Source organism: Halococcus sediminicola, from assembly GCF_000755245.1.
Taxonomy (GTDB): Archaea; Halobacteriota; Halobacteria; order Halobacteriales; family Halococcaceae; genus Halococcus; species Halococcus sediminicola.
In genome coordinates this window covers 148,305-171,869 of sequence record NZ_BBMP01000023.1, presented here as the reverse complement: position 1 = coordinate 171,869, position 23,565 = coordinate 148,305, and the positions used below count along the sequence as shown (strand labels likewise).

Sequence of the window (23,565 nt, the reverse complement as noted above, 5' to 3'; positions counted from 1 at the left end):
ATTTGAGAGAGTATAATCGGGGGCTAGATAGCATAAATCGACGTCCAGTGGGATGGTTTCTACCAGGGCTTCGATCAGTCTGGATCGTCCGGATCGAACATTCGTCCTAGAAGCTTTTCTTCTGCACGGCGGAGATGCTTGTGGAGGGTCGGCGAGCTAATATTGATCGATTCGGCGACTTCTTCGGCCGTCCGATCGCGCGGCCATCGAAAGTACCCGGCCCGATAGGATGCCTCCAACACTTCGCGCTGACGGTCGGTGAGTTCGTCGAGAGTATCTTCGGGGAGCGAATCTTGTCCTGTCTCTACTGGGCGGTCGAGATCACGCTTCGCGGTTAGCGTCGCTTCCGGACAGTACTCGCGGACACGCTCTATAAGTGTCCGAACATCTGTCTCCGAGGCGATTTCGACGACGACCCGATACTCTCCCTCATTAGCCTCCACCGTGCGGACGTTCGTCCCGCCTTTCGAGAGCGCCAGTAATGCCGACCGATCCGTCAATGTAAACTCAACTATGTCGTCTGCGTCATCAACCATTCTGATACTGGCAATACCTTCAATTCCTGATGTGGTATCCACAACGTGCTGTGCGGAGTCATCCATGGCGTGGTAGTAGGCCAGGACTTCACCGTCTCTCGCAGGCACGAGTCCCTGAAGAGAAAGTCGGCAAGCGGCTTTTTTCGTAACCTCCGCAAGTGCAGCATCGGGACACTGAAACGTGATTTCGGTAACGGTATCGGCGAGCAGTAGTCGCTGATTTTCGACGGCGTCGATGGCTTGACTGACTATCTCTCCGAGCTGGCCGAGAATCGCGAGTTCTCGTGACTCGAACGCGTCGAGTCGCGTCGTGTAGAGGACAAGTGCGCCATAGATCGACTGACCATACCCCAATGGAATGACCGACCACGAGCCGTGTTTGGTATCGAGAACATCGGGACGTATCTCGGGAATCGACGAAACAGCCTCTTTCGCAGGTCCCGCTGTGGGAATCGCTATCGGTCTGGCACCTCCCTCGATATCCTCACCGCCATCACCGGCAACGATTTCGTCAGATGGGTCGATAATAATACTCGACTCGGTATACAGGTCTGAGGCAGTCAGCCGATCACAGACGACTTCCTCAATGGCGGTCCGACTGGTGGCGTTCACGAATGCTTGAGTGATGTCACGGATGGCTTCGTTGAGCTGGTCGAGCTGTGCAAGCTCGTCACGCTGTCTGCGGAGGCGGCGTTCGCGATGCTTGCGTGCGGTGATATCATGGAGGAGGAGGGTGTGCCCGATTTCGAAGCCGCGCCGATCCGTAATCGTGGAGGTCCGGGCTTCGTAGAATTGCCCCTCTATGTGGAGCTCGGCGAGTGCATCCGGCACGTCGAATTCGATAGCGGAGGTATCGACGAGATCCGCTGCTGATGTGCCGAGTGCTTTTCGTGGATCGCAGTTGAGGACATCGGCGGCTTCGGGATTGAGATAGATAACGTAATAGTTGTTGTCGAGGATGAGAATGGCATCGTCGAGGGTGGCGATGGCGGTATCACGCCCGAGCCGGCGGGTCGCGGGCACCAACTCAAACAGTCGCCGACGGAACAGCGCATACCCAAACGTGAGACCAGTTACGGTGAACGCAAACGGTGTAACGTCGATTCCAGGCAACGGCGTCACTTCGGTTACGGAGACCATGTTGCCGACTAGTGGAACGATGGTACCGACGACCAGCAGGACAGCCTGATCGAGGAACAGATAGTCCGAGACGAACACCAGTCGGAAGATCAGGAATGTTCCGACACCGATGAGCGTGTAGGCATAGACCACAAATAGCCAATACCAATCACCAGGCTGTCTGGTTGCGATTGCCATACCGTTCGCAACGTAGACCTGGGTATCCGCCCAGACGAGACCGTGTAGCGGGTTCGTTAACCCCAATGCGAGCGACACCAGCGGAACTATCGATAGCAAGAGCACAGTCCATCCCGAGACGAGTTCGTCGTGACCGGTGTATGTCAGAGCAAATAGCACCCAGAAAACCGGAACGAACACGGTCGCAGCCCACTGTCCCTGCTCGATGAGGAGATGTATCTCTGGGTCATGCGCCAGTAGCGTTGCGGCCGCACAGATCGCCCAGAGGGCCGTCGCCGCCATCAACCCAGCGAACGGGCCTGCACCGGGTTCATCCCGCCGGTGCCACGCGTAGACCGCTATCCCGCCAGTGATCACCGCTGAGAAGCCGAGTAGTGTGAGATACGCTGTGACGAAAAGTACCATTGTGAATGGCCTCGTCCGTTATCTTCCTCGTCGTGAGTTAGCTTTCGTCATATCAAATTCACCTATACCGTTCATACATATAACTATTTACCAATTCTAAAAACACTCAGACAACGGCCGGAAATTTGTTTGTCGCCGAATTGCAGAGCAGATCGGATGGATTGGTTCCTTTCGTTGTTGCTAGATAGATGGCCCTGAAACAGTCACGGGTGAACGCGCAATGACGTCATCGAGTGGGAATTGTCTCGGGTCATGGATTATTTTCAGTAGATGAGAGAGTTTCGCTCGATGATTATAATCATTCCTCGTCCTTTCCGATAGCTGTGCGCGGATAACTCCGCCGCCGTTCGAACGACGAACGTACTCAACTGGAGAACACCATGGCAAGCACACAAGATATCGACGTTGAGCGAGATCCTGCGGCACCGGCCGCGGCGAACGAATCGGAACTGGACGGCAACGTCGCGGGGGCACTGTCGTACCTGTTCGGATTCATCTCGGGACTGATCTTCTATCTGATCAAGAGAGACAACCGGTTCGTGCGATGGCACGCCGCCCAGAGCATGGCATTCAACGTTCTGCTCATCGTGGCGTCGGTCGTGTTGACCGTCGTTCAACTCGTTTTCACGACGGTGATGTTCAGCGGGAGCGACAGTGGATTCCTCGTCGGAAGTCTCGTCTCGCTGATCCTCGGAGTAGTCTGGCTTATCCTCGCTGTCGGCGGCTTCGGCGCGTGGGTTTACCTGATGATCAAGGCCTACCAGGGCGAGGCAGTCCGGATACCTGTTGCTGCCGGCATCGCCGACAAACTAGCGTGAACATCACCGGAAAAAGAAGATAATCCAATGCGATACGACACAGCAGATCGACGAACGAACCGACGGACGTACTTGAAAGCAATCGGCGCTGGCGCGCTCGCCACCGGTATAGCGAGTGTCGCGGGCTGTCTCGGTGCGGAAGCCGAGAAACGGAACGGATCAGGCGGCGACAGTGGAAGTTCCGCCGACACGAACAACGCACAGGAGGGTGGGGAAAAACCCGATGCACCGACGGAGACGAGTAATGATGGCGGTTCAGGCGGGCCCGTATCAGAGCCTGCTAAGTGTGACGTCTTGAAATCGAACCTTACGGCGTACGATACAGCGGGTACGGCATTCGTCTTCGCGTTCGACTATCCGAGTGAGTGGGAGCAACCAGAAATAGTGGGCGGAGATGAGAGTGGCGGTGATGTTGAGTGGTGGCAGAGCAAGTCATTCAAGGACAAGGATGAGTCCACGACCGGGACAAACGAGGTACAGCTCAAACTCGTACAGGAGTACGATGCGGTTACTCCCGCAAAGGTTTCCAAGGACCTCAACGAGCTGACAACGGAGTCCGACTCCTTTGATCGAACGTGGGAAGAAATCGAGGAACTCGATTTCGCTGGCGAGACAGTTCGCGTGATGGCTACATTTGAAAGCGATTACAGCCACTATGCGCTGTACCCACCACACGAGGGGTCAGGTAGTGGATCGGAATACTACCCGGTCAGCTTTAGCACCTTCTTCCTGAGAGATAGTGAGAACCCCTGCACGAACACCGTGAGGGAACTGTCAAATGGAATGATGCGGTCGTTCCGACCGAATCCCGACTCGATTATCGAAGAAATGTGATCCCATGGAAAGTAGCGGGATGAGGCCATATAATCCGTCGGCGTGGTCGAAAACAACGGCCAGAAACCATAAAACCAATGAAATATGAACTTACACGGGTACAGGACGGACGGGCTCAACTTCTGAACGCACGCGTCGTCGTAACGCTAACAGTGGCACTCGCAGTTGTCCTCGCGGGCTGTGTTGGCGGTTTCGGGAGCAGCGATAGCGAGTCCGGCGTCGCGGAAGCCGAGACGCCGGGCGGCGGTGCTAATGGCACGGATGGCGGGGCCAATTCGAGTGACGGAGCCAACGAAAACGCCGACAGCAAGGGCAACGAACTGGCGAAGACCAACATTCAGCCTCAAGCGAAAGATTGGTACAACGCCACCGAAAACGGATACGAGTTCGAGATTGTCGATGCCGAGAACGGCTCCGGGACGGCCAGCTTCGAGCCGCCGGCAGATCCTACTGAGACGCTGTATCCGACCGTGACCTACGAGGGTGACGAGAGCTTTGAGCAAACCTATTCGGGGACAGAGGATTCACTGGGTGACCCAACGGGAGCCGTACTTCAACCCCTCGCCCTCGGTAGTCTCTTCGGATCTGGCATTGAGGGCGACAACCTTGCAGTAGGATACGAAAACTCGACCACGTCTGATGGTTCGACAGTCACAGAGAAAATCACGGGCGTGGAGTCGTATGCCGGCGTCGAATGCTACGCTTATGAGATGACTGTCGACAACCATCCAACGATTAAAACCTGCATCGTGCCGTACACTGATGAAGCCATCGTGAGCAACTACCCGCCCTACGTCGTCATTTACGACGAGAACGACGAAGTAACGATCGAGGTGAAGCTCACCGAAATACGGGAGGAGTAAACTGCTCCCACTGATTTGAGTATCGACATCGCACATCAGCCACCGGGTATTCGTCATCTTGAAGGAACTGTGCCGTGAGTTCACGTTGGCGACGACCCCGTACGGGCCAGCCTCGCGCGGTTCAGCCCGTCGTCGACGAACGTCCTCGAACGCACCGCCGAGTCGATTCTGGATACGGTCGTGGAGCCGCTTGTTTTGCAAGCTCGCCTGATGTTCGTTGACGGTGGCCGGGCGCGACACCTCCGCAAAGAGATGCACACCACGCTCAAGCGATTCAAGAGCGTGACGCCGCCGAGTGGCGTACCGACGAACGCTTCGGGCACTACCAGAACTCCCTCACCGACATCGTTGAGAAAGCGTCTCGCAAGGCCGTCGAATACGCCCGGAGCTTCGAGCACCCGGTTATCGCCCTCAAAGACCTCTCGTACATCCGCGAACGACGGGATTATGGCGCGTACATGAACCAACGGTTGCACTCGTGGACATTCGCCCGGCTTCAGGACCGGATCGAGGACAAAGCCCGCGAAGCCGGTATCGCCGTCGAGTTCGTCGCCCCGGCGTACACGAGCCAGACGTGCCACGACTGCGGCCACATCGGGAAGCGTTCGGGACAAGCGGAGTTCCGATGTACGAACTCGGAGTGTTGGGTATCGGAGTACCAAGCGGATTTGAACGCGGCCAGCAACATCGCCAGTCGCGTTGACCCGTGGGGAGAGAGCCTGCCGCTGAAACTGGCGGGCGATGACTCGCCACAGGACGGGAGCACTCGTGACAGTGCCACAGCCCGCCGCGAGCCGAGCGCGAAACCCGCGCAGATGACGCTCGCGGAGTGGGGCTGAAACCTCTTCAGAACGACTAGACTCCCACCGTGTGGAAGCCCCGCCGTGAACGGCGGGCGAGGATGTCACGTTTTCCGCGCTGTATCATCTCAATGGGGCATCGACTCGATAGCTGCTACAACGTGTTCGATGCCAAGCCAGTGCGTTGAAACACATCAAGTGAGTAGCTGTGAGCAGTGAGGCGACTGTGGGATTATCGAGTGACAATCATCGCTCTGTGTACGCTCGCGTTTTTCGCAACGATGGTCGCTCGGTTGGTTATCAGCCCGGTCGTTCCGGAGATCGTCGACACGTTCGATTCCTCAACCGGTGTTCTGGGGCTGGCCTTGACTGGTCTCTGGATGGCGTATGCGTTCGCACAGTTTCCTAGCGGGGTGCTCGCCGACCGGTATGGCGAGCGGATCATTATCCTTGCAGCGATTGGGTTAACGACCATCGCCAGCGCTCTGCTCGCGCTTTCACCGTCGATGCCTGTATTCCTCGTTTTGACGTTGGTTTTGGGTGGAGTTGCTGGCCTGCATTATAGCGTTGCGACGACGTTTCTGACTCGCGAACTGAACAATATCGGTACCGCGATCGGCCTTCATAACTCTGGAGCACCACTGGCGGGATTGGTAGCGCCGATCGCAGCGGCTGCAGTCAGTCAGTGGTTCGGCTGGCGGGCCGCGATCGCACTCGGAGCCGCAGCCGCATTCCCGATTTTCGTTCTCTTTCGCTGGAAGATCCGTCCGACCGAGCCGGCACGGCCCGAGCAGCCGATGGGCGATCGGCTCGCCCTCAAGCCGGTCATCGAGTTGCTCTCCCGGCGGAAAATCGCGTTCACCGCTATGCTCGCGTTTCTATTCGAGTTCATCTGGCAGGCGACGGCATCGTTCCTCCCGACCTTTCTGATCGCGTATCACGGCTATTCGGTGACGTTCGCCAGTACGCTGTTTTCGGCGTATTTCATCATCCAAGGACTCACACAGCCTGGCATCGGGTCGCTCTCGGATCGGTACGGTCGCGAAGAGATTGCTGCTTTCTGTGCAGTTGCCGGCATCGTGGGGTACACACTGCTTCTCGTCGGCTCTCGATTGGGCGTCCTTCTCGTTGGCATCTTTCTGATCGGTGTTGCCATGGGCTGGGGAGCGGCACTGTTGCCTCGATTCGTCGACAACCTCTCGGCTACGGAACGTGGTGCGGGATTCGGTCTCGTTCGGACGACGTATATGATGCTGAGCGCGACCGGAAGCGTCGTCGTGGGATCCGTTGCGGATACTGCTGGATGGAGCATCGCGTTCGGGATTTTCGTCGCGTTTCTCTCGGTGATCTGTCTCGCGCTCGCCGGTAATCGTTTGCTCGATCTCGGCTTCTAACCGAATTCCTGCTGGCGAGTTCGTTCGAGACCCAGATAGACCGCGGTTGAGGCAGCGACTATCTCCACAATACTGACAAATAAAGAATAATCGAACCATGATGCGATTTCCCCTCGCGCAATCAACGTATCCGAGAGTGGCTGAATTGCCGATATGCACTCTGTGTTCTGCACTGACGAACAGAACTACTTGATTGCCGTCAGAACGACCCTGACCGACTCAGAGCGCGTATCTTTCAACCGTGGAGAAGATTGACCTAGACCACTTGAACTGAGTTGATGAACTCACTACAGTTAGACCGAGGTTTTCACTTCGTTCCACTGCCAATATTCATCCGGGTGGTCAGCACTGCGGCGTCGCTCCCTCCGGAGCGTTCACGGAGTTTGGTGTCCAGGACCTTTTGGACTTCAGCTATTTGCTCCTGGGAGAGGTCGGTAACCAGTGCTCCGGCGATTGGGTTGCTGTTGACTACCATGTTCCAGAGGTGCGTGGCAGACTGGAACTCCGTGTCCCACGTGTCGGTGTCAATGCGGATGTTGTCCAATCCAGCGTCGGCAAGCTGTGCACGCAGATTCTCGGGATTTGCCACTTGAAACGGCAAGGGCGGGGGGTCCATCGGAAGGCTATCGAAACCGGGAATGGCCGCTTGCAGAGCCCCCATGAAGAAGGTGAGAAACTCTGCCTCGGTGGGCGGACCAAACGCTAAGATCAACACCCGACCACCTGGCTTTGTGACGCGCACCATCTCGCGTAGTCCGCGCTGCATGTCGGGAAACGTCGAGATACCGTTCTGGGATGCGGAGATGTCGAAGGTGTTGTCCTCAAGCTCAAGGGCGTGGCCGTCCATGACGCGGACCTCAATATCGGTCAGATCCTCGTTCCGTGCACGCGCCGTGAGCAGCTCAACCATAGCCGGAGAGATATCTGTCGCCACTACCTCCGCTCCGAGGTGTGCGGCCGGGATACTGAGAGCTCCGCTGCCGGCAGCCACGTCCAAAAATCGCATTTCTGGCTCGAGATCTACGCGCTGAAGGACAGCCTCTGCAAAGGAGATTGTCAAGGGTGTGGCGTACTCGTCGAAGCCGTCCGCGATCTCGTCCCAGGCGGCTTGTGTTTCACTGAGTTCCTTAGCGGTCATGGGTGTTTCCCGCTGTGTCAGACTGGAGTACGGGACCGCGAAGTCGCCCCCGAAAGCCTCCAACTGTACTACCATCTACCGGGTTTGCATGTACTCTCATAGCAGGATGATCCTAGAGACGCGACGAGAGAGCAAATAATTTACTACCAATAATTATTATATAATCACGACACTATGGCGGCGGAGGGTGAAATTTTTGAACTGCACCTACTGCTTACATCCTCTGTATCTTGCACGCTGATAAGCGCTGACACCTCCAGAACAGAGGCCGTTGGTGATGTTACTGAATATCGCAACTATAATATTCAAGATGAAGAGAAGGTACCCGAGAACTCTTCTAACAGGTCATCCACCGAAATCTGGCAGCATCTCTCGTGAGAGTCTCAAATCTCAATATCTCCGCGTGGCTGAAGAGACGAACGCCGAATGCAAATGCCGTCACAGCAGGCCTGTGACAGCTACCGTCGGTGGGGGCGCGGCGCGTTCTCGTATTTGATCATCTTCTCGGGCTTGTCGGAGATCGTCTCGTAGATGCGTTGGAGGGTTTCCTCGGCCTCCAGTAGGTTGTGTTCGTCGAGGAACTCCCGGCCCGCATCGCTCACGCCGTAGAACTTCCAGGGATAGCCCTGCCGACGTTCGTCGTCTGGAAGCGCCGCCTCCTCGACGATGCCGGCGTCGATGAGTTTCTGGATGTGCTTGTAGACGGTGGCGTCGCTGATGCTCGGATTCAACTCCTCGAGTTCGTACATTGAGGGGAGCTGTTCGGGGTGCTGGAGAATGTTGCTGAGCAGCGTGAATCGCGTCTGCTGAGTCACGAAGTGGACGAGTTCACGCGCCTCTGTCCCCTCAGCGGTTCCCACGTCGGTACTCATGCGAGCATCTACACACCGGCGCGGCAAGTAGTTTATCCTTGAGTAAATCACTTTGGGGTAAATCGTAGTATAACTAACCCAGTAGTTTATGTAGTAAATCATATCTCGTCGTCGAGCGATAGATGCGGTATGACCGACGAGGGGTCGCCGGTTCCCGACGAAATTCTCACGAGTGCTAAAGAACAGATCGACCAAGAGGAGCTCTCGCTGGCGGACAACGAGGAAATTCTGCACGCGCTGAGCGAACTCACGCCGATCTACGAGAACGAACGCTCGTATTTCGTTCTCGGGAACTACGACCGGGAGCCGATTCGGCGACTAAATCTGGTCGTTGACCGGCTCAACCGTCGTCAGGACGCCTACGCATTTCGAATGGTGGACATCCGCGGGGAGTGGGACAACAGTATCCAGAAGTTCTGCCTGGTCGCCGACCTCGTCACGTATCTCGTCGGCGTCGCCGAGAAGGGCCCCAGCGACTTCCTCATCGAACAGGGCCTGCTCGTCGGGACGGTCGAGTACTTTTCGAAGAGTCACGTCCTCAAACGAGTCTACGAAGACGAAGAGCACCCGTTTGGCTGGATGCAGGATGGCGTCTTCGGCCTGTTCGAGAACGAAGGTCGGCTCTATCAATGGCGAACTGAAGAAACCCTCGTCGACGTCACCGAGGAACTTCCGTAAAGTCTGGTCGGTAATCGGCCTCGGTTTCGAGATCGTCGCACATTCGGTCAAGGATATCCAGTGCCGACTCGAAGGTCGCGTAATGCTCGCGCGCGAACGCAACGGTTTCCGAGCAAGAGATGACCGGCCGCCCGTCGATGGTCTCCGCATCGATCTGTGCACACGGTTCAAGGACGATCTGTAGCGACCCATCGACTTCATCGGGTGGCTGGCGCTGTTGAGCTGTGGGAATCCCGAACCGTTCGAAGAATCGCTCCCAGCCGGCGAGATTCGATTCGCGGGTAGCAATGAACAGCGGGTAGTCCGTTTCATTGCGTGCGACCTGGTAGCCGCCCCGGGTCCAGACATAAACGGCGTCGATAGCCGTATAGGCGAACTCTAGCCGGCGAACTAAGGGAGGACGTACGCCTCCGAGATGGTAGGTGGGGATACGGCTGCTGCGGCCGCAAGGAAGTCGAGCCCCGCCTCTCGAACGGTGTCGTTGATAACGAACAATCCACCATCGTATTGCACGTAGCCCGCCTCTTCGAGACGGTTTACGAGTCCACAGCTTAATGGCCGCGTGGCGGCACGGTTTGGTATGGATCGGGGGACCGACGTGCTCGTCGTTGGCGGCGGCGCGACTGGAGTCGGCGTCGCGCGCGACCTCGCAATGCGAGGCATTGACGTCACGCTCTGCGAACGCGGCGGGCTGGGATCGGGAACGACGGGGCGCTCGCACGGCGTGCTCCATAGTGGCGCGCGCTACGCCGAATCCGACGCTGAGGGCGCACGCGAATGCATCGCGGAGAACCGGATCGTGAAGAGGATCGCCGGCGCGTGCGTTCGGGATTCGGGCGGCTATTTCATCGCACTCGAAGCCGACAACCCCGACTACTTCGAGGCGAAGCTCAATGGCTGTCGCGAGCTGGGCATCCCTGCCGAGACGATGTCGGGAACGGCGGCGCGTGAGGCGGTCCCAGCACTCGCCGAGGATGTCGAACGGGTCATCCGAGTGCCCGATGCCGTGGTCTACCCATCACGGCTCGTCGCGGCCACGGCCGAGAGCGCCCGACAGCACGGCGCACGGGTCCTGCCGAACGCGCCCGTCACCGACCTCCATACCGAGAACGGGCGGGTCGTCAGTGCGGCGATCGACCACAACGGTGGTGAAATGATCCGTGCTGAACACGTTGTCAACGCGGCGGGTGCGTGGGCGGGCCGGCTTGCCGAAAAGGCCGGCATCGAGCTCTCGATGCAGCCCACGAAAGGCGTGATGGTCGCAGTCGAGGATATCGCTGTGAAACCCGTCCTGAATCGATGCCGGTCCCCTGCCGACGGTGATCTCGTGGTCCCCCACGAGGACGAGGTGGTCCTTGGCACCACGAGCGTCGCGGTCGACGACCCTGACGAATACCCCACGGAGACCGAGGCGGTCGACCGAATGGTTGCCGAGTGTGCCGCGATGGTGCCGGACCTCGCCGACCGGGAGCCCAACCGGAGCTACTGGGGCGTCAGACCGCTCTACGCACCTGACGAGACCGACCGTGACGGCGCGCGCTCGATCTCGCGGGGCTTTTTCCTGCTCGACCACGCGGACGACGGCGTTGCGGGCATTTCGAGCATCGTCGGCGGGAAGCTCACCACCCACCGTCGGATGGCCGAGGCCGTCGCCGACCATGTGTGTGAGACGCTCGGCGTAGACGGGACGTGTCGAACTGCCGACGAACCGCTCCCCGGTTATGACGATTCCGCCAAACTCGACGATCTCGTCGGTGAGTTCGTGACGGATTCGCCCGCTGACAGCGACCTTCGGGCCTGAGGTAAGGATTCCGACCACGGTAGGTCGGATGATGACGGGCGCTGTATCCCCACCCTACCGCTCGCCTCCGTAACGCGGCTCGCGCTTGAAGGTGGGGTCTTAGCGCCCTGTGATTCAGAAAAATCGCAAAAACTACTACTGAATACGTGTGTTTGTGTGGCAGGGAAAGCGCCCATGCCATACGAAAAGCAAGCGGCCAGATGTGCCGAGTGTGGGAGTGTTACGACGGCGAAAGTGGATAGCGATGAGGATCAGTTCTTGATGGGGATAAACGAATGCCCGGACTGTGGGTGCGAGGACTTCGAGATACTCGAACTGGACGAGTCGGAAGATTCCTCAAGAGCAACCAACAACTAACTACGTCGCCAAATCTCGACTAACGAACTCAGAAGCTTCGAGGCGATCAATTGTCACTCAGTAGTCGACGCTTGAGACGGTACTCAGTCGTCGAACTCATTCCATTCGGAAGATAGTTCTTTATTAATGTCTCTAAATATCTCAGAATCCATCCATAATCTTTTCGTGCTTCGACATCACTGGTTGAATCCCCGGTATACAGTGTCACTCTACCGGGGAGAACGTGGGAGGACGAGCGTCATGTCTGCCAGTTTCCCACGTTTTGAGCAGGATGCTATGCTCCAACATAGTAGAACTGACCAGTTTGAAGACTGATTGACCTACCTCAGTGGGTAGTAGTCTGGTCAATGGTTAGAAAGGACTTTACGGTGCGCGCACTTATCCCGAATCGGCTGGAAAGGGCAGCGGACCAGTCAACTATCCGAAGGGGAGAAAGGGTGATGCCACGCAACGATTCTGTATTCTCTCCCTCTTCGGAGGGACTTTCGTCCCAGTAGCAGCTACGTTCTCCCACCCTTTTGAGGTCCACGGCTGCATTTGCCGGTGTTAGCTCCCTTTGCCGAAAGATATGCCTTCTGGAGCGGTCTTAATCAGCTTCGAACCCAAAGACTCGCTGCAACTCAGTTTCTATGCGAGCAACAAACTCTTGACATCCTCCCACGTCTGAAGACGTGGGATTCCTTCGGTCGGGGTCTATTCGGCAGACACGCCGACGAAGGTCTTTTGCTGGTGCGTGCGAACTTCGTTGGGACGAGAGTGTGGTGACTCTGCCCATGTATGGGCGTCCCACTTGAAGCGCACGGGCCGTGCCATCGACCCTACTTCCCTGTCCGTGTGCCGATTCAGGAACGTCGCCGACGCCGTGAGGTCCGCGTGGCCGTCGAACCCACACGGACAAGTGAGCGTATCGCTGTGGCGAACGGTCTCGTCGTATTCGCCACAGTCGGGGCACTCTTGGGAAGTCCACGCTTCCGACCGCGCTTCGACCTCCATGCCGTATTCCTCGGCAGTGTACGCCAGCCGGTTCAGGAACGCGCGGAACGCCCAGAAGTTGTGCGTCTTCGCGTTCGCTTCGACCGACCAGTGCGTTTCGAGCACGCCGGTTAGGTCGCCGACGACCACCGTCGAAACACCTTCGTCGTGAAGGCGTTCCATGAGGTCTCTGGCGAGCGCGTCCATCGCGTGGTCGCGTCTCGCCGTTCGCTTCCGGTACAGTTGTCGTATCCGTTGGGTGCTGTATCGGCCTTCGTCGGCTTTGGCGAGTGCCTGATACTCGGCGATTCGTTCCGTCGTCTCGCGGAAGCGGGCGAACAAGTCCCTGCCTTCGTACAGGAACTGTTGGCCGGTGCTCGTACTGCACGCGACGATGTTGTTCGCGCCCACATCCAGAGCAGCCGTCTCGTCGGCTAATGGTGTGTCCTGCCGAGAACAATCGCTGACAGGTTGAATGGCCCTGAATTGGTCGGAACGCTCGTCGTAGAACAGTTCGAGCTGGCACTGTTCGCCCGTCCACTTCGGTTCGCCCTGCACTTCGAGGCGAAGCCGCTCGCGGTGTCCGATGTTGAACTCGTCTTTCAGGTCTTTGCCGATCGAGATTTCGAGTATCGACTGTTCGCTGTTGCCGGTCGCCCATCGAAGCCGGTACATGTCGTTGCGGATGTACGACCGGAGGTCGCGGCCTTCGTCCTCGTTGCCCCAGTAGCCCGGCAGACCGTTCGCTTCGCCGCTCTCTTTGAGCTTGAAGAACGAGCGCCACGCTTGGTCGTTCTTCCGAATCACCTGTTGAGCCGTCGCCGAACCGAGAACGCCGACGTACTGCTTGCGGTAGTCCTCGGTATCCCACACCGACTTGTCGATATCCGGGTCGGTGAAGTTCTGGCGACGTTCGTAGTTCAACTGGTTCCACAGACTCGCCGAAGCGTCCAACACCCGCCGAAGGCACTCCGCGTCCGCGTCGGAACGGGGAACGACTCGGAAGGTGTTGACCCGCTTCATTGGCCTGTTTGCGCCTCGATGTACTCCTCGATGATTTCATCCGACACTGCACCGGCAGAGGACACGAAATAGCTCCGTGTCCACATCGACGGCAGGCCCATGCTGCCGAACTCGTCGCGGAGAACCCGTGACGAGTAGCCCTTGACCTGCTGGATGATTTTGTTCGGCGCGAGCGTCGGGTCGCCCTCGATGAACAGGTGAACGTGGTCGGGCTGGATGGACAAACTGATGATGTCCACGCCGAGTTCGTCCGCCTTGTCGTGAATGAGGGCTTCGAGACGGTCGTGAACGTCATCGGTGAGCACTGCCTTGCGGTACTTCGGACACCAGATGAAGTGGTAGTGCAGGTTGTGGATTGAGGTCCGTTCCCTGCTGTACCCGCGAGGCATTGGCAGTAGATAGAAGCTACACAAGCATAGTGTACCACTTCCATTGAGACCCCGACCAGCCGATACACTGTGCGTTCGGCAATTCAGCCACCTCCGCTCTGGCGCTCGGACCCACGACTAAAGCCGTGGGCTTCCGCTTGCTTACTGTCAATTTCGTAATATCTGGTGGTGCGTATTCTCGTCGTAAATGCCAATTTCTGGCAAGCGTTAAGCTTTTGCTGCTGAAAGTCATACAAACGCTTCCGAAATGAGCGATGTAGACCATCTAACGGACATTTTCATGGACGTTTCTCAGGGCGCTGAATCGACTACCGAACAACAGGACGAACAGCGCGGAAGCTGGCGGCCAAACACGAGTGGCGACACCGATACGAACATCCGCGAGACGATCGTGGAGATGCGAGAGCGCTACGGCCTCCAAACCCAGCTCTCGGACGACCAACTGGTCACGCTCGTCAAAGCGTATTTCGAGGGCGATGGAGACACGACAATTGCCCGCCGGCTTGGCGATGTCGGTCTCGATAAAACCGTGACCCGTGCTCGACTCAGCCTTCACCTCTTTCGCGAACGTGATACTGCAGCCGACTTCGATGTTGAAGGTCTCAAGGAGTGTCTCGAAGCAGGAAACTCCGGGGCAGAATGTGCACGGCGTCTCGATATCGGGAAGTCGACTGCCAATCGGTATCGACGCATCTTCAACGCGAAAGCAGAAGCCGAACAGGTAGACCACGAATACTCCGAGCGCTTCCACCAGTACTATCAAGAGGAAGCTGGTGACGACGATCTCGAACCCCTCTCCAATATGAACGATGGACTCTCCGACGCGGTCGCGGGTGCTGGCGCAGACAACCCCCAACTACAGTAGCGACAATATCCGATTCAACCGCTTTCTACCTGCGTCTCAAACGAACTCGCCGATCCCGCCGATCTCGTTGCCAAGCAATTCAGCGACCACTACTCCGGAGGATGTCATCTCGATTGACCTCCTCCACGCCGTAAACGGCGTGGAATCCGACCATCGGATTTCAGTAGCTACCGAGGGCTACCGTCGGTTTCAAGACGCATACGTTCCAAGCGTCTGTTGGTGGGCTTCACCATCGGCTTGGCTATCTTGTGGCGCGGTCAAACGCGCCCCATCTCCAGCCGAGTCATCGCCGTCCGTGTGTTCTCTTGAACGGCTCTCTCCGCTGGAGTAGCGGTCTGCTATGTTCAGCGCGGCGTTCACGTCCGCTTGATACTCCGAAATCCAACACTCGTCGTTCGTACACCGGAACTCCGCCTGTCGCGGTCGGTATCCCGTCTCGCCACAGATATGGCACGTCTTGGATGTGTACGCGGGGTTCACCGTCTCGACAGGGATACCGCGTTCGGCGGCTTTGTAGCACAGTTGCGCGTGCATCTTCGCAAAGCCCCATCCGTGGAGACGACGATTCATGTGCGAACCGTAGTCCATGCTCTCACGGATGTACGTGAGATCTTCGAGCACGAGAACGGGATTCTCAACTGACGCGGCGTGCTCAACCACAGCATCCGTCACCGAATGGAGGGTGTGGTCTATCTGCCGCCAAAGCGAGTCACCGTAGGAGTTGGCAATGCGCTCGCTCCCTCGTTCCTGAAGCCGCTGCGTGGCGGTGAAATACGTCTTCCGAAGGCGTCGGACTTCTTTGCCCTCGTTGTTCCAGAGTGTTGGTGCGGTCGGGGTGCCGCGCTCGTCACGGTGACACACCGTGAGCAAGGCAGATTCCCCGATGTCCACGCCAATCGGCGTCTCGTCGGACACCGAATCTGACCGTTGTTCGACCTCTTTCGTAGCTACCATGTGGAGATACCACTCGCCGTCGCGCTCGAACAAACGACACTCGCCCATATTGGCATCTCCCGCGAACACCGCTTCGACCCACGACCGCTGTTCGGGGTTCGGTTGCGCGGGTATCCAGAGGTGATAGTCGTCGTGGTGCGGGACTTTCACGTACCACTCAACGGCGTTCTGTGGTTTGTGGTCCAACTTCACGCCCTCATTCGTGAACCGAACGGGATGCTCGTCGTGAAGCTCGTCGGCGTGATAGCTCCCGCCATAGAGTTGCGGGACGTACTTCTTGAGCGCGTTCTTCGCGTAGCCCGAGAGGTCGTACTCGACTACCACATCGTTCGCCGCCGATTGAGTCGTACAACCAGCGTCGAACGCGGCATGGAGTGCCGAGCGGTAGGCGTCGGTCGTCTCACGGAGTTTTCGCCGCTTGTGGGCGTTCGGCGAGACGAGTTTTAGTTCCAGCGTCTTCGTGGTCCCGCTCATGCTTCGGCCTCTTGGCGCTGGATGTAGTCTTGGACGGTTTCGCTGGATACCTCGCCCGCCGTCCCCGCGTAGTAGCCCCGTGCCCACTTGATTTTCTGGTCGTCAGAACTTGCGTAGCGGTGATTGTATTTCCGCGACGAGATACCTTTGAACCAGTTGGCGAGGAGCGAGGGCGCGTGCTTCGGTGGACTACTCACGAACAGGTGGATGTGATCGGGCTGAACGGTGAGATCGATAATCTCCAAATCCTTGTCACCTGCTATCTCTTGGATGATCTCTTCGACGTGGCGCGCGACCGTTCCCGTGAGTACCGAACGACGGCACTTCGGCAACCACACTATGTGGTAGTTGAGGTTGTAAACCGAGTGCCGTGTGGTCTTCATCCGTATGCACACTATTCACCCAAACATTACTAAGCGTTACGGTAGGCTGGAAATCCAGTCCACCGATACGCCAACGGAACCAGTTGCACAGACACAGAAAAGGCCTACCGCTCAACCTCCGCCTGAAGACGGGGGTATGCGCTAACGGTTTGTATCAAGCCGCCCCCGAACGCCTGCGGCGAGAAGGAGTGACTGACACAGCAGATCCCTGATAGCGACAAGCATTTTACTATTGCACACTTCTGTGCAACTATACGATGTTCGAACAGTGTGGTGAAGCAGAACTCAAGACACTCCTCGCCATCAATCCGGGCGACCCAATCTCGGGCGTGGCTCGCAAAATCAATGAGAACCATGAGACGATTCGCCGAGCTGTAAACCGTCTCGAAGAGGCGGGCTACGTGCAATACGATGGTGGATTGTTCGTTATCAACGACACCGTTCGAGAGGCGGGGCTCGACTTCCTTGCGGCCGCAGCAGCCGTATCCCCACCTACCATCTCGGAGGCGTACGTCCTCCCTCAGTTCGCCGGTCTAGAGTTCGCCTATACGGCTATCGACGCCGTTTATGTCTGGACCCGGGGCGGCTACCAGGTCGCACGTAATGAGACGGATTATCCGTTATTCATTGCCATTCGTGAAACGGATCTCGCCGACTGGGAGCGCTTCTTCGAACGGTTCGGGATTCCCACAGCCCAACAGCGTCAGCCAGCCGATGAGATCCCTGGATCGCTGCAGATCGTTCTCGAACCGCGTGCGCAGGTTGATGCGGAGACCATCGACGGACGGCCCGTCATCTCACGCGAGGAAACTGTGGCGTTCGCACGCGAGCACTACGCGACCTTCGAGTCGGCGCTGGATATCCTCGACCGGATGTACGACGACCTCGAAACCGACGCCGACTACCATACGACGCTAGCCTCGCCATGAGCCAGGAAGAACGAAGCGAGGCTCTCATCGATGTGCTCGCGGACCTAGAGCGCTCCACTATCGACTTCGTCCTCGTCGGAGGCTACGCTGTCTCGCAGTTCGAGACGCGCTTCTCGACCGATCTGGATCTCGTCATCGCCCCGAAGACACCGATGCCGTGGTGACGTTCTTGGAACAACACGACTTCGAATGAAAGAACGAACTCGAAGTGCCGCCAGAAGAGACCACATACGACCGCGAAATCGAACTCTTCGAGCGAACAAAGGGGCTTCCTCACCCGATCGGCGTTGATCTGTTGGTGAACGGTCTGGGATGCCGCCAGACCGAGGCCGAGTGTCGTTCGACTACGTTAATCGCAGGCGCAGAGCCTCGCCCTTCAGGGCGGGGGTACGCGCCGTAAACTGTGACGTGGAACGCCACAACCACCGGGAACAGCCGTTTCGCCCGGCAGGAGTGCCACCGTGTACGGAACGCTTAATACCATCCCACCCCACAGTATACATGGATGGTAAAGAGCACTCGTCACGTGGTTTACGAACTCTATTACCACATAGTGTTCATCCCGAAATACCGGGAGTCGCGTCTGACGGGAGAGACGCCACAGCGTCTTGACTCCATCTTCGCCGAGATTTGCGACGAGAAAGGCATCGAACTCATCGAGTCCGAGATTCGCTCCGACCACGTTCACCTGTTCGTCGGCAGCCCGCCGAAGAACGCGCCGTCACTGTTGGTGAACTGGCTCAAAGGCATCTCGGCGCGCTGGTACAACCAGCGTTTCGAGGACCGAATCAAGTGGACGCGCTCGTACTATGTCGGCAGTTCCGGCAGTGTCCTGAAAGAAACCATCGAGCAGTACATTCAGGAGCAGAGCGAATAGATGCAGCGCGTCAATACCTTCGACGTGGTTCCACAGACCGACGCCGACGAAGAACTGCTTCGTCGGCTGTTGGACGCTTCGGCGTCTCTGTGGAACGAAGTCAATTACGAGCGCCGCCGGAACCGCGAAGACCCCGACGGGGACGTGTTCGACACGTCCGAGTACCGTGGCCGGTACGGAGACGTTCTCGGCGCTTCGACCGTACAGCAAATCGAACGGAAGAACGCCGAAGCGTGGCGATCGTACTTCGCGCTCAAGAAGAAGGGCGAGTACGCTCGCCCGCCCGGATTTTGGGGCAACCGCGACGAAGGACGCGAACTTCGGACGTACATCCGCAACACGTCGTACTCGATTCAGTGGGGCGAACGGTCCCGTCTCGACATCCTCGTGGGTTCGAACCTAAAAGAAGAATACGGTCTCGGCGCTCAAGAGCGCCTTCGACTAGAGATACGCGGAAAACCGAAGTGGTCCGGCAAACAAGGCCGGCTAGAACTGTACCACGACGAGAGTTCCGGCAGATTCAGGGCCATTCAGCCTGTACGCGACTGTTCTCCACAGGGATCACCACTGGCCGACGAGACGGCCGCTCTGGATATTGGCGCGAACAATCTCGTTGCCTGTACGACCACGACCGGGAAACAGTATCTGTACGAAGGACGCGACCTGTTCGGACGTTTCGCAGAAACGACCGAACGAATCGCCGAGTATCAATCGCTGCTGGACGAAGACAGGTACAGCAGCAACCGGATTCGTCGGCTGTATCGAAAGCGAACGAAGCGTCGGAATCACGCACAGGACGCACTCGTCCGCGACCTCATCGAACGGTTGCACGGCGAAGGCGTCTCGAAAGTGTACGTCGGTGCGCTCACCGACGTACTCGAAACGTCGTGGTCGATCACGGCGAACCAGAAGACGCACAACTTCTGGGCATTCCGGCAGTTCGTGAAGCGTCTCGCGTGCGTTTGCGAGGAGTTCGGGATGGAACTCGAAGCCGACGGCGAAGAATGGACTTCGCAGGAATGCCCGCACTGTGGCGAACGCGACGAAACGGTTCGCCACAAGGACACGCTGACGTGTCCGTGTGGCTTCGACGGTCACGCGGACCTCACGGCGTCACGGACGTTTCTGCACCGGCAGCTAGACGATTCACAAGTCGGGCTGATGGCACAGCCTGTGCGCCTCAAGTGGAACGACCACGAATGGTCAGAGTCGCCATACTCTTGTTCCAACGAGGTTCGTGCGAACCCGCAAGTTGCCTTCGTGGCCGAGTCGGCTTAAACCGCACTCCCCACCGAAGGAATCCCGCCCCTTCAGGGGCGGGAGGATGTCAACTTCGTGATCACAGCTCCGAGACGACTATCTCTGGAGGAACGCGGTCAACCACCGCTTCTGTCGCCGACGGTGAGGTCTTGGTCGCTGCCAAGCTCCACAGCGCCCGCAAAACCGATCTGGCTGACGTCCTCGCTGCCGTCCCTCACGTCGATTTTCTGACCGTGGCATCGCATCTTCATCGAGGAGACGAAGACGCACTCCAATCACAGCTTACGGATGCACAGGAGTTCATCAAAGGCGCGGGCTGGATCACCGATTCAAGAGCATATTCGGCCAATCGTCGGCCTCGCCAGAGGATATCGACGCTTTGCTCGAATTCCTCCAGCAGCAACAGTACTGACCAGAATCTTTAGTAACAGATTGCGGAGTGCCAACTCGTGCGATTGAGGTTAAATCCAGTACAGAACGGACATCGGACAGAGAACATGCCGCCGGCTATCCGCGACTCAGGACATTCGTACTCCCACACTCCGGACACTGTGTCATCGTTCCGAGCGGTGGAGCCTCCACATGGTCCCACTCGTCGCTACCAGGGGCTGCTTCGAATCTACACTCCAGACACCGCGACGGCAACACTGTCGAGTCACGCCGACTCATATCGATTCCCCGGTTGTGGAAGTGACCCCAGCGCTTCGAGTTCCGACTCCGCATCGTCATCAACCCGGATGAGTCCCCCTATCATACTGACAGCCACCACGCCAGACTCTGTAAAGGTTGTCCCCACCGCCACCCTTTTTCTCCTCAATGATCGCGACACATCGCTGTGACCACAGTTGTTCTCCAACTCCGCAAAAACTTCAGTACTCAATCGTGCCCTCAGTCAGGCCGGAGCCGCCGCGAGCAACTCACTCGCTATACTACCACTCCATGCCGCCGTTGACGGCGAGAATCTGGTCCGTCATGTACTTCGTCTTTACCCGCGACGAAGCGGATGAGACCCGCGATACACCCCTCACAACACACCTCTGATTCGTATTTATTTCGGTGAGTCCTCTTCTCTGAGCACCGGGGCCACTACTCGCCGTGGAAATCATCGCCATTGGCCTCACTGACAGTCGCTGAGTGACTCTCAGCATCCCTCCCTGTCGATCTTAGTATTATATACGAAGCACTCTCGGAAACCACAGTCCCAGACATCCAAAGGAGTGCATTAGCTCGTCGCCACGAACAACGAAGCATCCGCTACTCAGATGACTGTCCATGAGTTCCAATGCCAAAGAGTCATGAGAGAGTATGACCTTCATTCGAGCACGAAGCACGCTATACAGCTCGTTCACATTATCCAACGGACGGTGTCACCGTCCTCTGGCGTGGATTTCTCTTGTAGACGCGCCTTCGACCCCCGAGGTGAAAACTCCATGACCCCAAACTGTTCGAAGCCGATGACTGAGACGGAATTCGAAACCCGTCTTCATCAACTTATTACCGAAGCACGGGACAGAAACGCACCGCTTGCCGGCGCGTATTTCGTGCATTCGCCCGAACCCAACGTCCAAGATTACGAGGTGCTGATCACAAAAGTCGCCAACCAATTCCCCGCAACTACTAATACCGACAGCTGACCTTGCAAACAGCGGCTCCACCGTAAGACGTTTCATTGTAGTAGGTCTAAAATTCCTCCACAATCACATATCCAAGCTAAAAGCCACTCATCCTCGACAGACGTTGCGCGCATTCAGCGACCTGAGAGCCCTGAATGTTATCGTCGCTGTCGCTCGTCCCAAATGGGAGGATCGTTAGCCTACTAAATGTGAAATCAATGAATTCATCTGGATAACAACATTAGCCTATGACTCAGACAGACACGAGAAACAACGAAAACGAGCGCGCACAATTCGAAACGAGCCTCGTCGCCGAATTCGTCATCGACCGGCCGAGCTATGTGGCCATCCTCGATGAGCTACCCAACACACAGCTGATCGTCGAAGGAATGACTGCCTGTGATAGCGAGACCGTCCTGATCACGTTCTGGGCGAATGGCCCCGATCTCGCAACGCTCGAACGGGGCCTCGAAAACGAACCATCGATTCAGACCATCGAAGTGCTGAGCGGCACGGACGCTGACCAGAAACTGTACCAAGTACGGCTCTCGGGTGCGGCGACAACCTACTGGGGGTGGATCAACCTCGGCGGCGTGTTGCTCGGCTGTACGCTTGACTACGAGGGAAAGTGGATACGCATGCGCTTTCCCAACCGGGATGCGCTCGTGGCCTGTCGTGACTACTGTGCAGATCACGGCTACTCGTTTGCCCTCAACAGCCTGCAGCCGACGTCTTCTGGTGTTGATAGCAAACCAACCGGACTGACCGTTGCACAAGACGAGCTACTCACGGCGGCTACCAATGAGGGCTATTTTAACGTTCCCCGTAACACGACGATGGACAATCTCGCCGATTCATTCAATATTTCGAATCAAGCCGCCTCCGAACGCCTGCGGCGAGGAATCTCGAACATCCTCGCAAACAGACCACCTCGGTCGGCCGAGCGATTGCTGAGTCAACGACCCAACGAATAAGTTGATACTGCACCACTGTCGATATCGAAAACAGACCAAGTGCCGAATACGATTCCAAGGCGAGTTACACTACCAACAACTCCATCTCGATTAATCGCTCGGCAGCTACGCCGGAGCCGTCGCAAGCAGTTCGTGAGCGACGCTTGCTAACTCCTCAGCATCCGCCTCGCGCAGGCGCTCATCGCCCAGCAGTAGACGCAAGCGCGGACGCCCGACCTCGATAGGTACTTTCTCCGTCTCGAGTAATCCCTGCTCTTCGAGGTGGGTCTTCGTCCGTGAGAACGTCGCCTTACTCGCAACGCCTGCATCCTCACCCCATCGCGAGATATCGTACAGCAGCTGTTCGTGTTTGGCTGCCACCAGCAGGCTCAACCCTACTTCATCCAGTCCGCCGTTCTCCATGCTCTCGACCGGTTCCAGAGCTGTCCGAAAGTCCGTCTCCATCCCCGAGCCGAATTTCTCACCGAGCGATTCCAGCACGCGCGTGTACGCCGGCGTCCGTAGATCGAACTCTTCTCCACTCTCCCAGAGGTCGTTCCAATGCTTACGAGCCGCCGCGACGAACTCCTCGTCGTCAGTCACCAGCGCGGCGCTGTGCTCGTCCGATGTGAGCAGCGAGATGACCGTCTCCTCAGTCACCACCAACGCGCCATCTAACTGATCGGTGGCTGCCCGTATTTCCAAGGTGTCCGCTTCAAGCAGATCCGCTGCCGTGCTCGCCAATACGAAATCATCGCGGACCCATTTCAGCACGTCTTCTTCGACGAGCAGGCGCGCTTTCGGCGGCTCGTCGCTCTCGGCGAGTATCTCGACGAACTCGCGTGTCGAATCCCTATCGAAACCGACAGCGATGATCTCTCCGCTTTCCTCGACAAGGATTGTCCGAAGGTTCTCGCCAACCGATGTTCCCATCTGGTTCGAGTTGATTGTCATAGAGTATTAGTAGCGTTGAAGCTATATCTACCTTTTGGCTATATTAATAAAGTTCTACAAGAATAAATATGGTAGGGAACCTCAAACACCTATTTTCGGACGAATG

General features: G+C 57.3%; 21 protein-coding genes and 3 pseudogenes. 15 read left to right on the top strand and 9 right to left on the bottom strand.

What is annotated here, in order from left to right; all coding sequences use genetic code 11:
* Window positions 1-74 precede the first annotated feature (74 nt).
* On the bottom strand, window positions 75-2,258 hold the full coding sequence (locus ACP97_RS15035; RefSeq protein WP_049998651.1) for a histidine kinase N-terminal 7TM domain-containing protein: 2,184 nt from the start codon (window positions 2,256-2,258) through the stop codon (window positions 75-77).
* Window positions 2,259-2,638: 380 nt separating this feature from the next.
* Here ACP97_RS15035 and ACP97_RS15030 point away from each other — a divergent pair, with 380 nt between their 5' ends.
* The 5 genes and pseudogenes from ACP97_RS15030 (at window position 2,639) to ACP97_RS15010 (ending at window position 6,967) form a co-directional block, all read left to right on the top strand.
* Window positions 2,639-3,076: a DUF4870 domain-containing protein gene (locus tag ACP97_RS15030; protein ID WP_049998650.1), complete on the top strand. Its 438-nt coding sequence runs from the start codon at window positions 2,639-2,641 to the stop codon at window positions 3,074-3,076.
* A 72-nt stretch (window positions 3,077-3,148) separates the two neighbouring features.
* Window positions 3,149-3,910 (top strand): hypothetical protein, encoded by a 762-nt coding sequence (locus ACP97_RS15025; protein WP_154020032.1) that lies wholly within the window; start codon window positions 3,149-3,151, stop codon window positions 3,908-3,910.
* A gap of 152 nt (window positions 3,911-4,062) precedes the next feature.
* The gene (locus ACP97_RS15020) at window positions 4,063-4,773 is read left to right on the top strand and encodes a hypothetical protein (RefSeq protein WP_049998648.1); all 711 of its coding nucleotides are present in this window, start codon (window positions 4,063-4,065) and stop codon (window positions 4,771-4,773) included.
* 210 nt (window positions 4,774-4,983) lie between these two features.
* A pseudogene (locus ACP97_RS15015) lies at window positions 4,984-5,612 on the top strand (RNA-guided endonuclease TnpB family protein); the annotation flags it as partial.
* A gap of 200 nt (window positions 5,613-5,812) precedes the next feature.
* Window positions 5,813-6,967, top strand: a complete 1,155-nt coding sequence (locus tag ACP97_RS15010; protein ID WP_049998647.1) for an MFS transporter — start codon at window positions 5,813-5,815, stop codon at window positions 6,965-6,967.
* A 307-nt stretch (window positions 6,968-7,274) separates the two neighbouring features.
* Here the strand turns inward: ACP97_RS15010 and ACP97_RS15005 are convergent, their stop codons facing one another.
* Together ACP97_RS15005 and ACP97_RS15000 are read right to left on the bottom strand one after the other, a co-directional pair.
* Window positions 7,275-8,105, bottom strand: a complete 831-nt coding sequence (locus ACP97_RS15005) for a class I SAM-dependent methyltransferase (protein ID WP_049998694.1) — start codon at window positions 8,103-8,105, stop codon at window positions 7,275-7,277.
* Between the two features lie 458 nt (window positions 8,106-8,563).
* On the bottom strand, window positions 8,564-8,977 hold the full coding sequence (locus ACP97_RS15000) for a MarR family transcriptional regulator (protein WP_049998646.1): 414 nt from the start codon (window positions 8,975-8,977) through the stop codon (window positions 8,564-8,566).
* A gap of 129 nt (window positions 8,978-9,106) precedes the next feature.
* Here ACP97_RS15000 and ACP97_RS14995 point away from each other — a divergent pair, with 129 nt between their 5' ends.
* Window positions 9,107-9,655 (top strand): hypothetical protein, encoded by a 549-nt coding sequence (locus tag ACP97_RS14995; protein WP_049998645.1) that lies wholly within the window; start codon window positions 9,107-9,109, stop codon window positions 9,653-9,655.
* Here ACP97_RS14995 and ACP97_RS20890 read toward each other — a convergent pair.
* Window positions 9,636-10,318: pseudogene (locus ACP97_RS20890) on the bottom strand (RNA polymerase subunit sigma-70). The gene ACP97_RS14995 and the pseudogene ACP97_RS20890 sit on opposite strands and share 20 nt — an antisense overlap.
* Here ACP97_RS20890 and ACP97_RS14990 point away from each other — a divergent pair.
* Window positions 10,236-11,456, top strand: coding sequence for an FAD-dependent oxidoreductase (locus ACP97_RS14990; RefSeq protein WP_049998644.1), 1,221 nt, complete (start codon window positions 10,236-10,238; stop codon window positions 11,454-11,456). The pseudogene ACP97_RS20890 and the gene ACP97_RS14990 sit on opposite strands and share 83 nt — an antisense overlap.
* Window positions 11,457-12,506: 1,050 nt before the next feature.
* On the opposite strand, the gene ACP97_RS14980 is transcribed toward ACP97_RS14990, so the two are convergent.
* Window positions 12,507-13,808 carry an RNA-guided endonuclease InsQ/TnpB family protein gene (locus tag ACP97_RS14980; protein WP_049998642.1) on the bottom strand — a complete coding sequence of 434 codons (1,302 nt, stop codon included), beginning with the start codon at window positions 13,806-13,808 and terminating at the stop codon, window positions 12,507-12,509.
* Entirely contained in the window at window positions 13,805-14,197 is a 393-nt protein-coding gene (gene tnpA, locus ACP97_RS14975; protein ID WP_049998641.1) for an IS200/IS605 family transposase, read from the bottom strand. Before tnpA (ACP97_RS14975) ends, ACP97_RS14980 begins: the two co-directional genes overlap by 4 nt.
* A 280-nt stretch (window positions 14,198-14,477) precedes the next feature.
* On the opposite strand from tnpA (ACP97_RS14975), the gene ACP97_RS14970 reads away from it, so the two are divergent.
* A complete protein-coding gene (locus ACP97_RS14970) occupies window positions 14,478-15,062 on the top strand; it encodes a hypothetical protein (RefSeq protein ID WP_049998640.1) in 585 nt (194 codons plus the stop codon).
* 189 nt (window positions 15,063-15,251) lie between these two features.
* Here the strand turns inward: ACP97_RS14970 and ACP97_RS14965 are convergent, their stop codons facing one another.
* Both ACP97_RS14965 and tnpA (ACP97_RS14960) read right to left on the bottom strand, forming a co-directional pair.
* Window positions 15,252-16,490: an RNA-guided endonuclease TnpB family protein gene (locus tag ACP97_RS14965; RefSeq protein WP_049998639.1), complete on the bottom strand. Its 1,239-nt coding sequence runs from the start codon at window positions 16,488-16,490 to the stop codon at window positions 15,252-15,254.
* On the bottom strand, window positions 16,487-16,873 hold the full coding sequence (tnpA, locus tag ACP97_RS14960) for an IS200/IS605 family transposase (protein WP_049998638.1): 387 nt from the start codon (window positions 16,871-16,873) through the stop codon (window positions 16,487-16,489). Before tnpA (ACP97_RS14960) ends, ACP97_RS14965 begins: the two co-directional genes overlap by 4 nt.
* Window positions 16,874-17,130: 257 nt before the next feature.
* On the opposite strand from tnpA (ACP97_RS14960), the gene ACP97_RS14955 reads away from it, so the two are divergent.
* The 7 genes and pseudogenes from ACP97_RS14955 to ACP97_RS14935 all read left to right on the top strand — a co-directional run bounded on the left by ACP97_RS14955 (window position 17,131) and on the right by ACP97_RS14935 (window position 22,526).
* Window positions 17,131-17,802 (top strand): hypothetical protein, encoded by a 672-nt coding sequence (locus tag ACP97_RS14955; protein WP_049998637.1) that lies wholly within the window; start codon window positions 17,131-17,133, stop codon window positions 17,800-17,802.
* Window positions 17,799-17,966, top strand: a complete 168-nt coding sequence (locus ACP97_RS20885) for a hypothetical protein (protein ID WP_237561195.1) — start codon at window positions 17,799-17,801, stop codon at window positions 17,964-17,966. Before ACP97_RS14955 ends, ACP97_RS20885 begins: the two co-directional genes overlap by 4 nt.
* A gap of 341 nt (window positions 17,967-18,307) precedes the next feature.
* Window positions 18,308-18,679 carry an IS200/IS605 family transposase gene (tnpA, locus tag ACP97_RS14945; protein WP_049998636.1) on the top strand — a complete coding sequence of 124 codons (372 nt, stop codon included), beginning with the start codon at window positions 18,308-18,310 and terminating at the stop codon, window positions 18,677-18,679.
* Window positions 18,680-19,957, top strand: a complete 1,278-nt coding sequence (locus tag ACP97_RS14940) for an IS200/IS605 family transposase (protein WP_049998635.1) — start codon at window positions 18,680-18,682, stop codon at window positions 19,955-19,957.
* A 53-nt stretch (window positions 19,958-20,010) separates the two neighbouring features.
* Window positions 20,011-20,351: pseudogene (locus tag ACP97_RS21295) on the top strand (hypothetical protein); the annotation flags it as partial.
* A gap of 1,018 nt (window positions 20,352-21,369) precedes the next feature.
* Complete coding sequence (locus ACP97_RS20000) at window positions 21,370-21,573, top strand: hypothetical protein (protein ID WP_237561194.1); 204 nt, start codon at window positions 21,370-21,372, stop codon at window positions 21,571-21,573.
* Window positions 21,574-21,800: 227 nt separating this feature from the next.
* Entirely contained in the window at window positions 21,801-22,526 is a 726-nt protein-coding gene (locus tag ACP97_RS14935) for a helix-turn-helix domain-containing protein (protein WP_049998634.1), read from the top strand.
* A 105-nt stretch (window positions 22,527-22,631) separates the two neighbouring features.
* On the opposite strand, the gene tbsP is transcribed toward ACP97_RS14935, so the two are convergent.
* Window positions 22,632-23,459 (bottom strand): transcriptional regulator TbsP, encoded by an 828-nt coding sequence (gene tbsP / locus ACP97_RS14930; RefSeq protein ID WP_049998633.1) that lies wholly within the window; start codon window positions 23,457-23,459, stop codon window positions 22,632-22,634.
* Window positions 23,460-23,565: the final 106 nt, after the last annotated feature.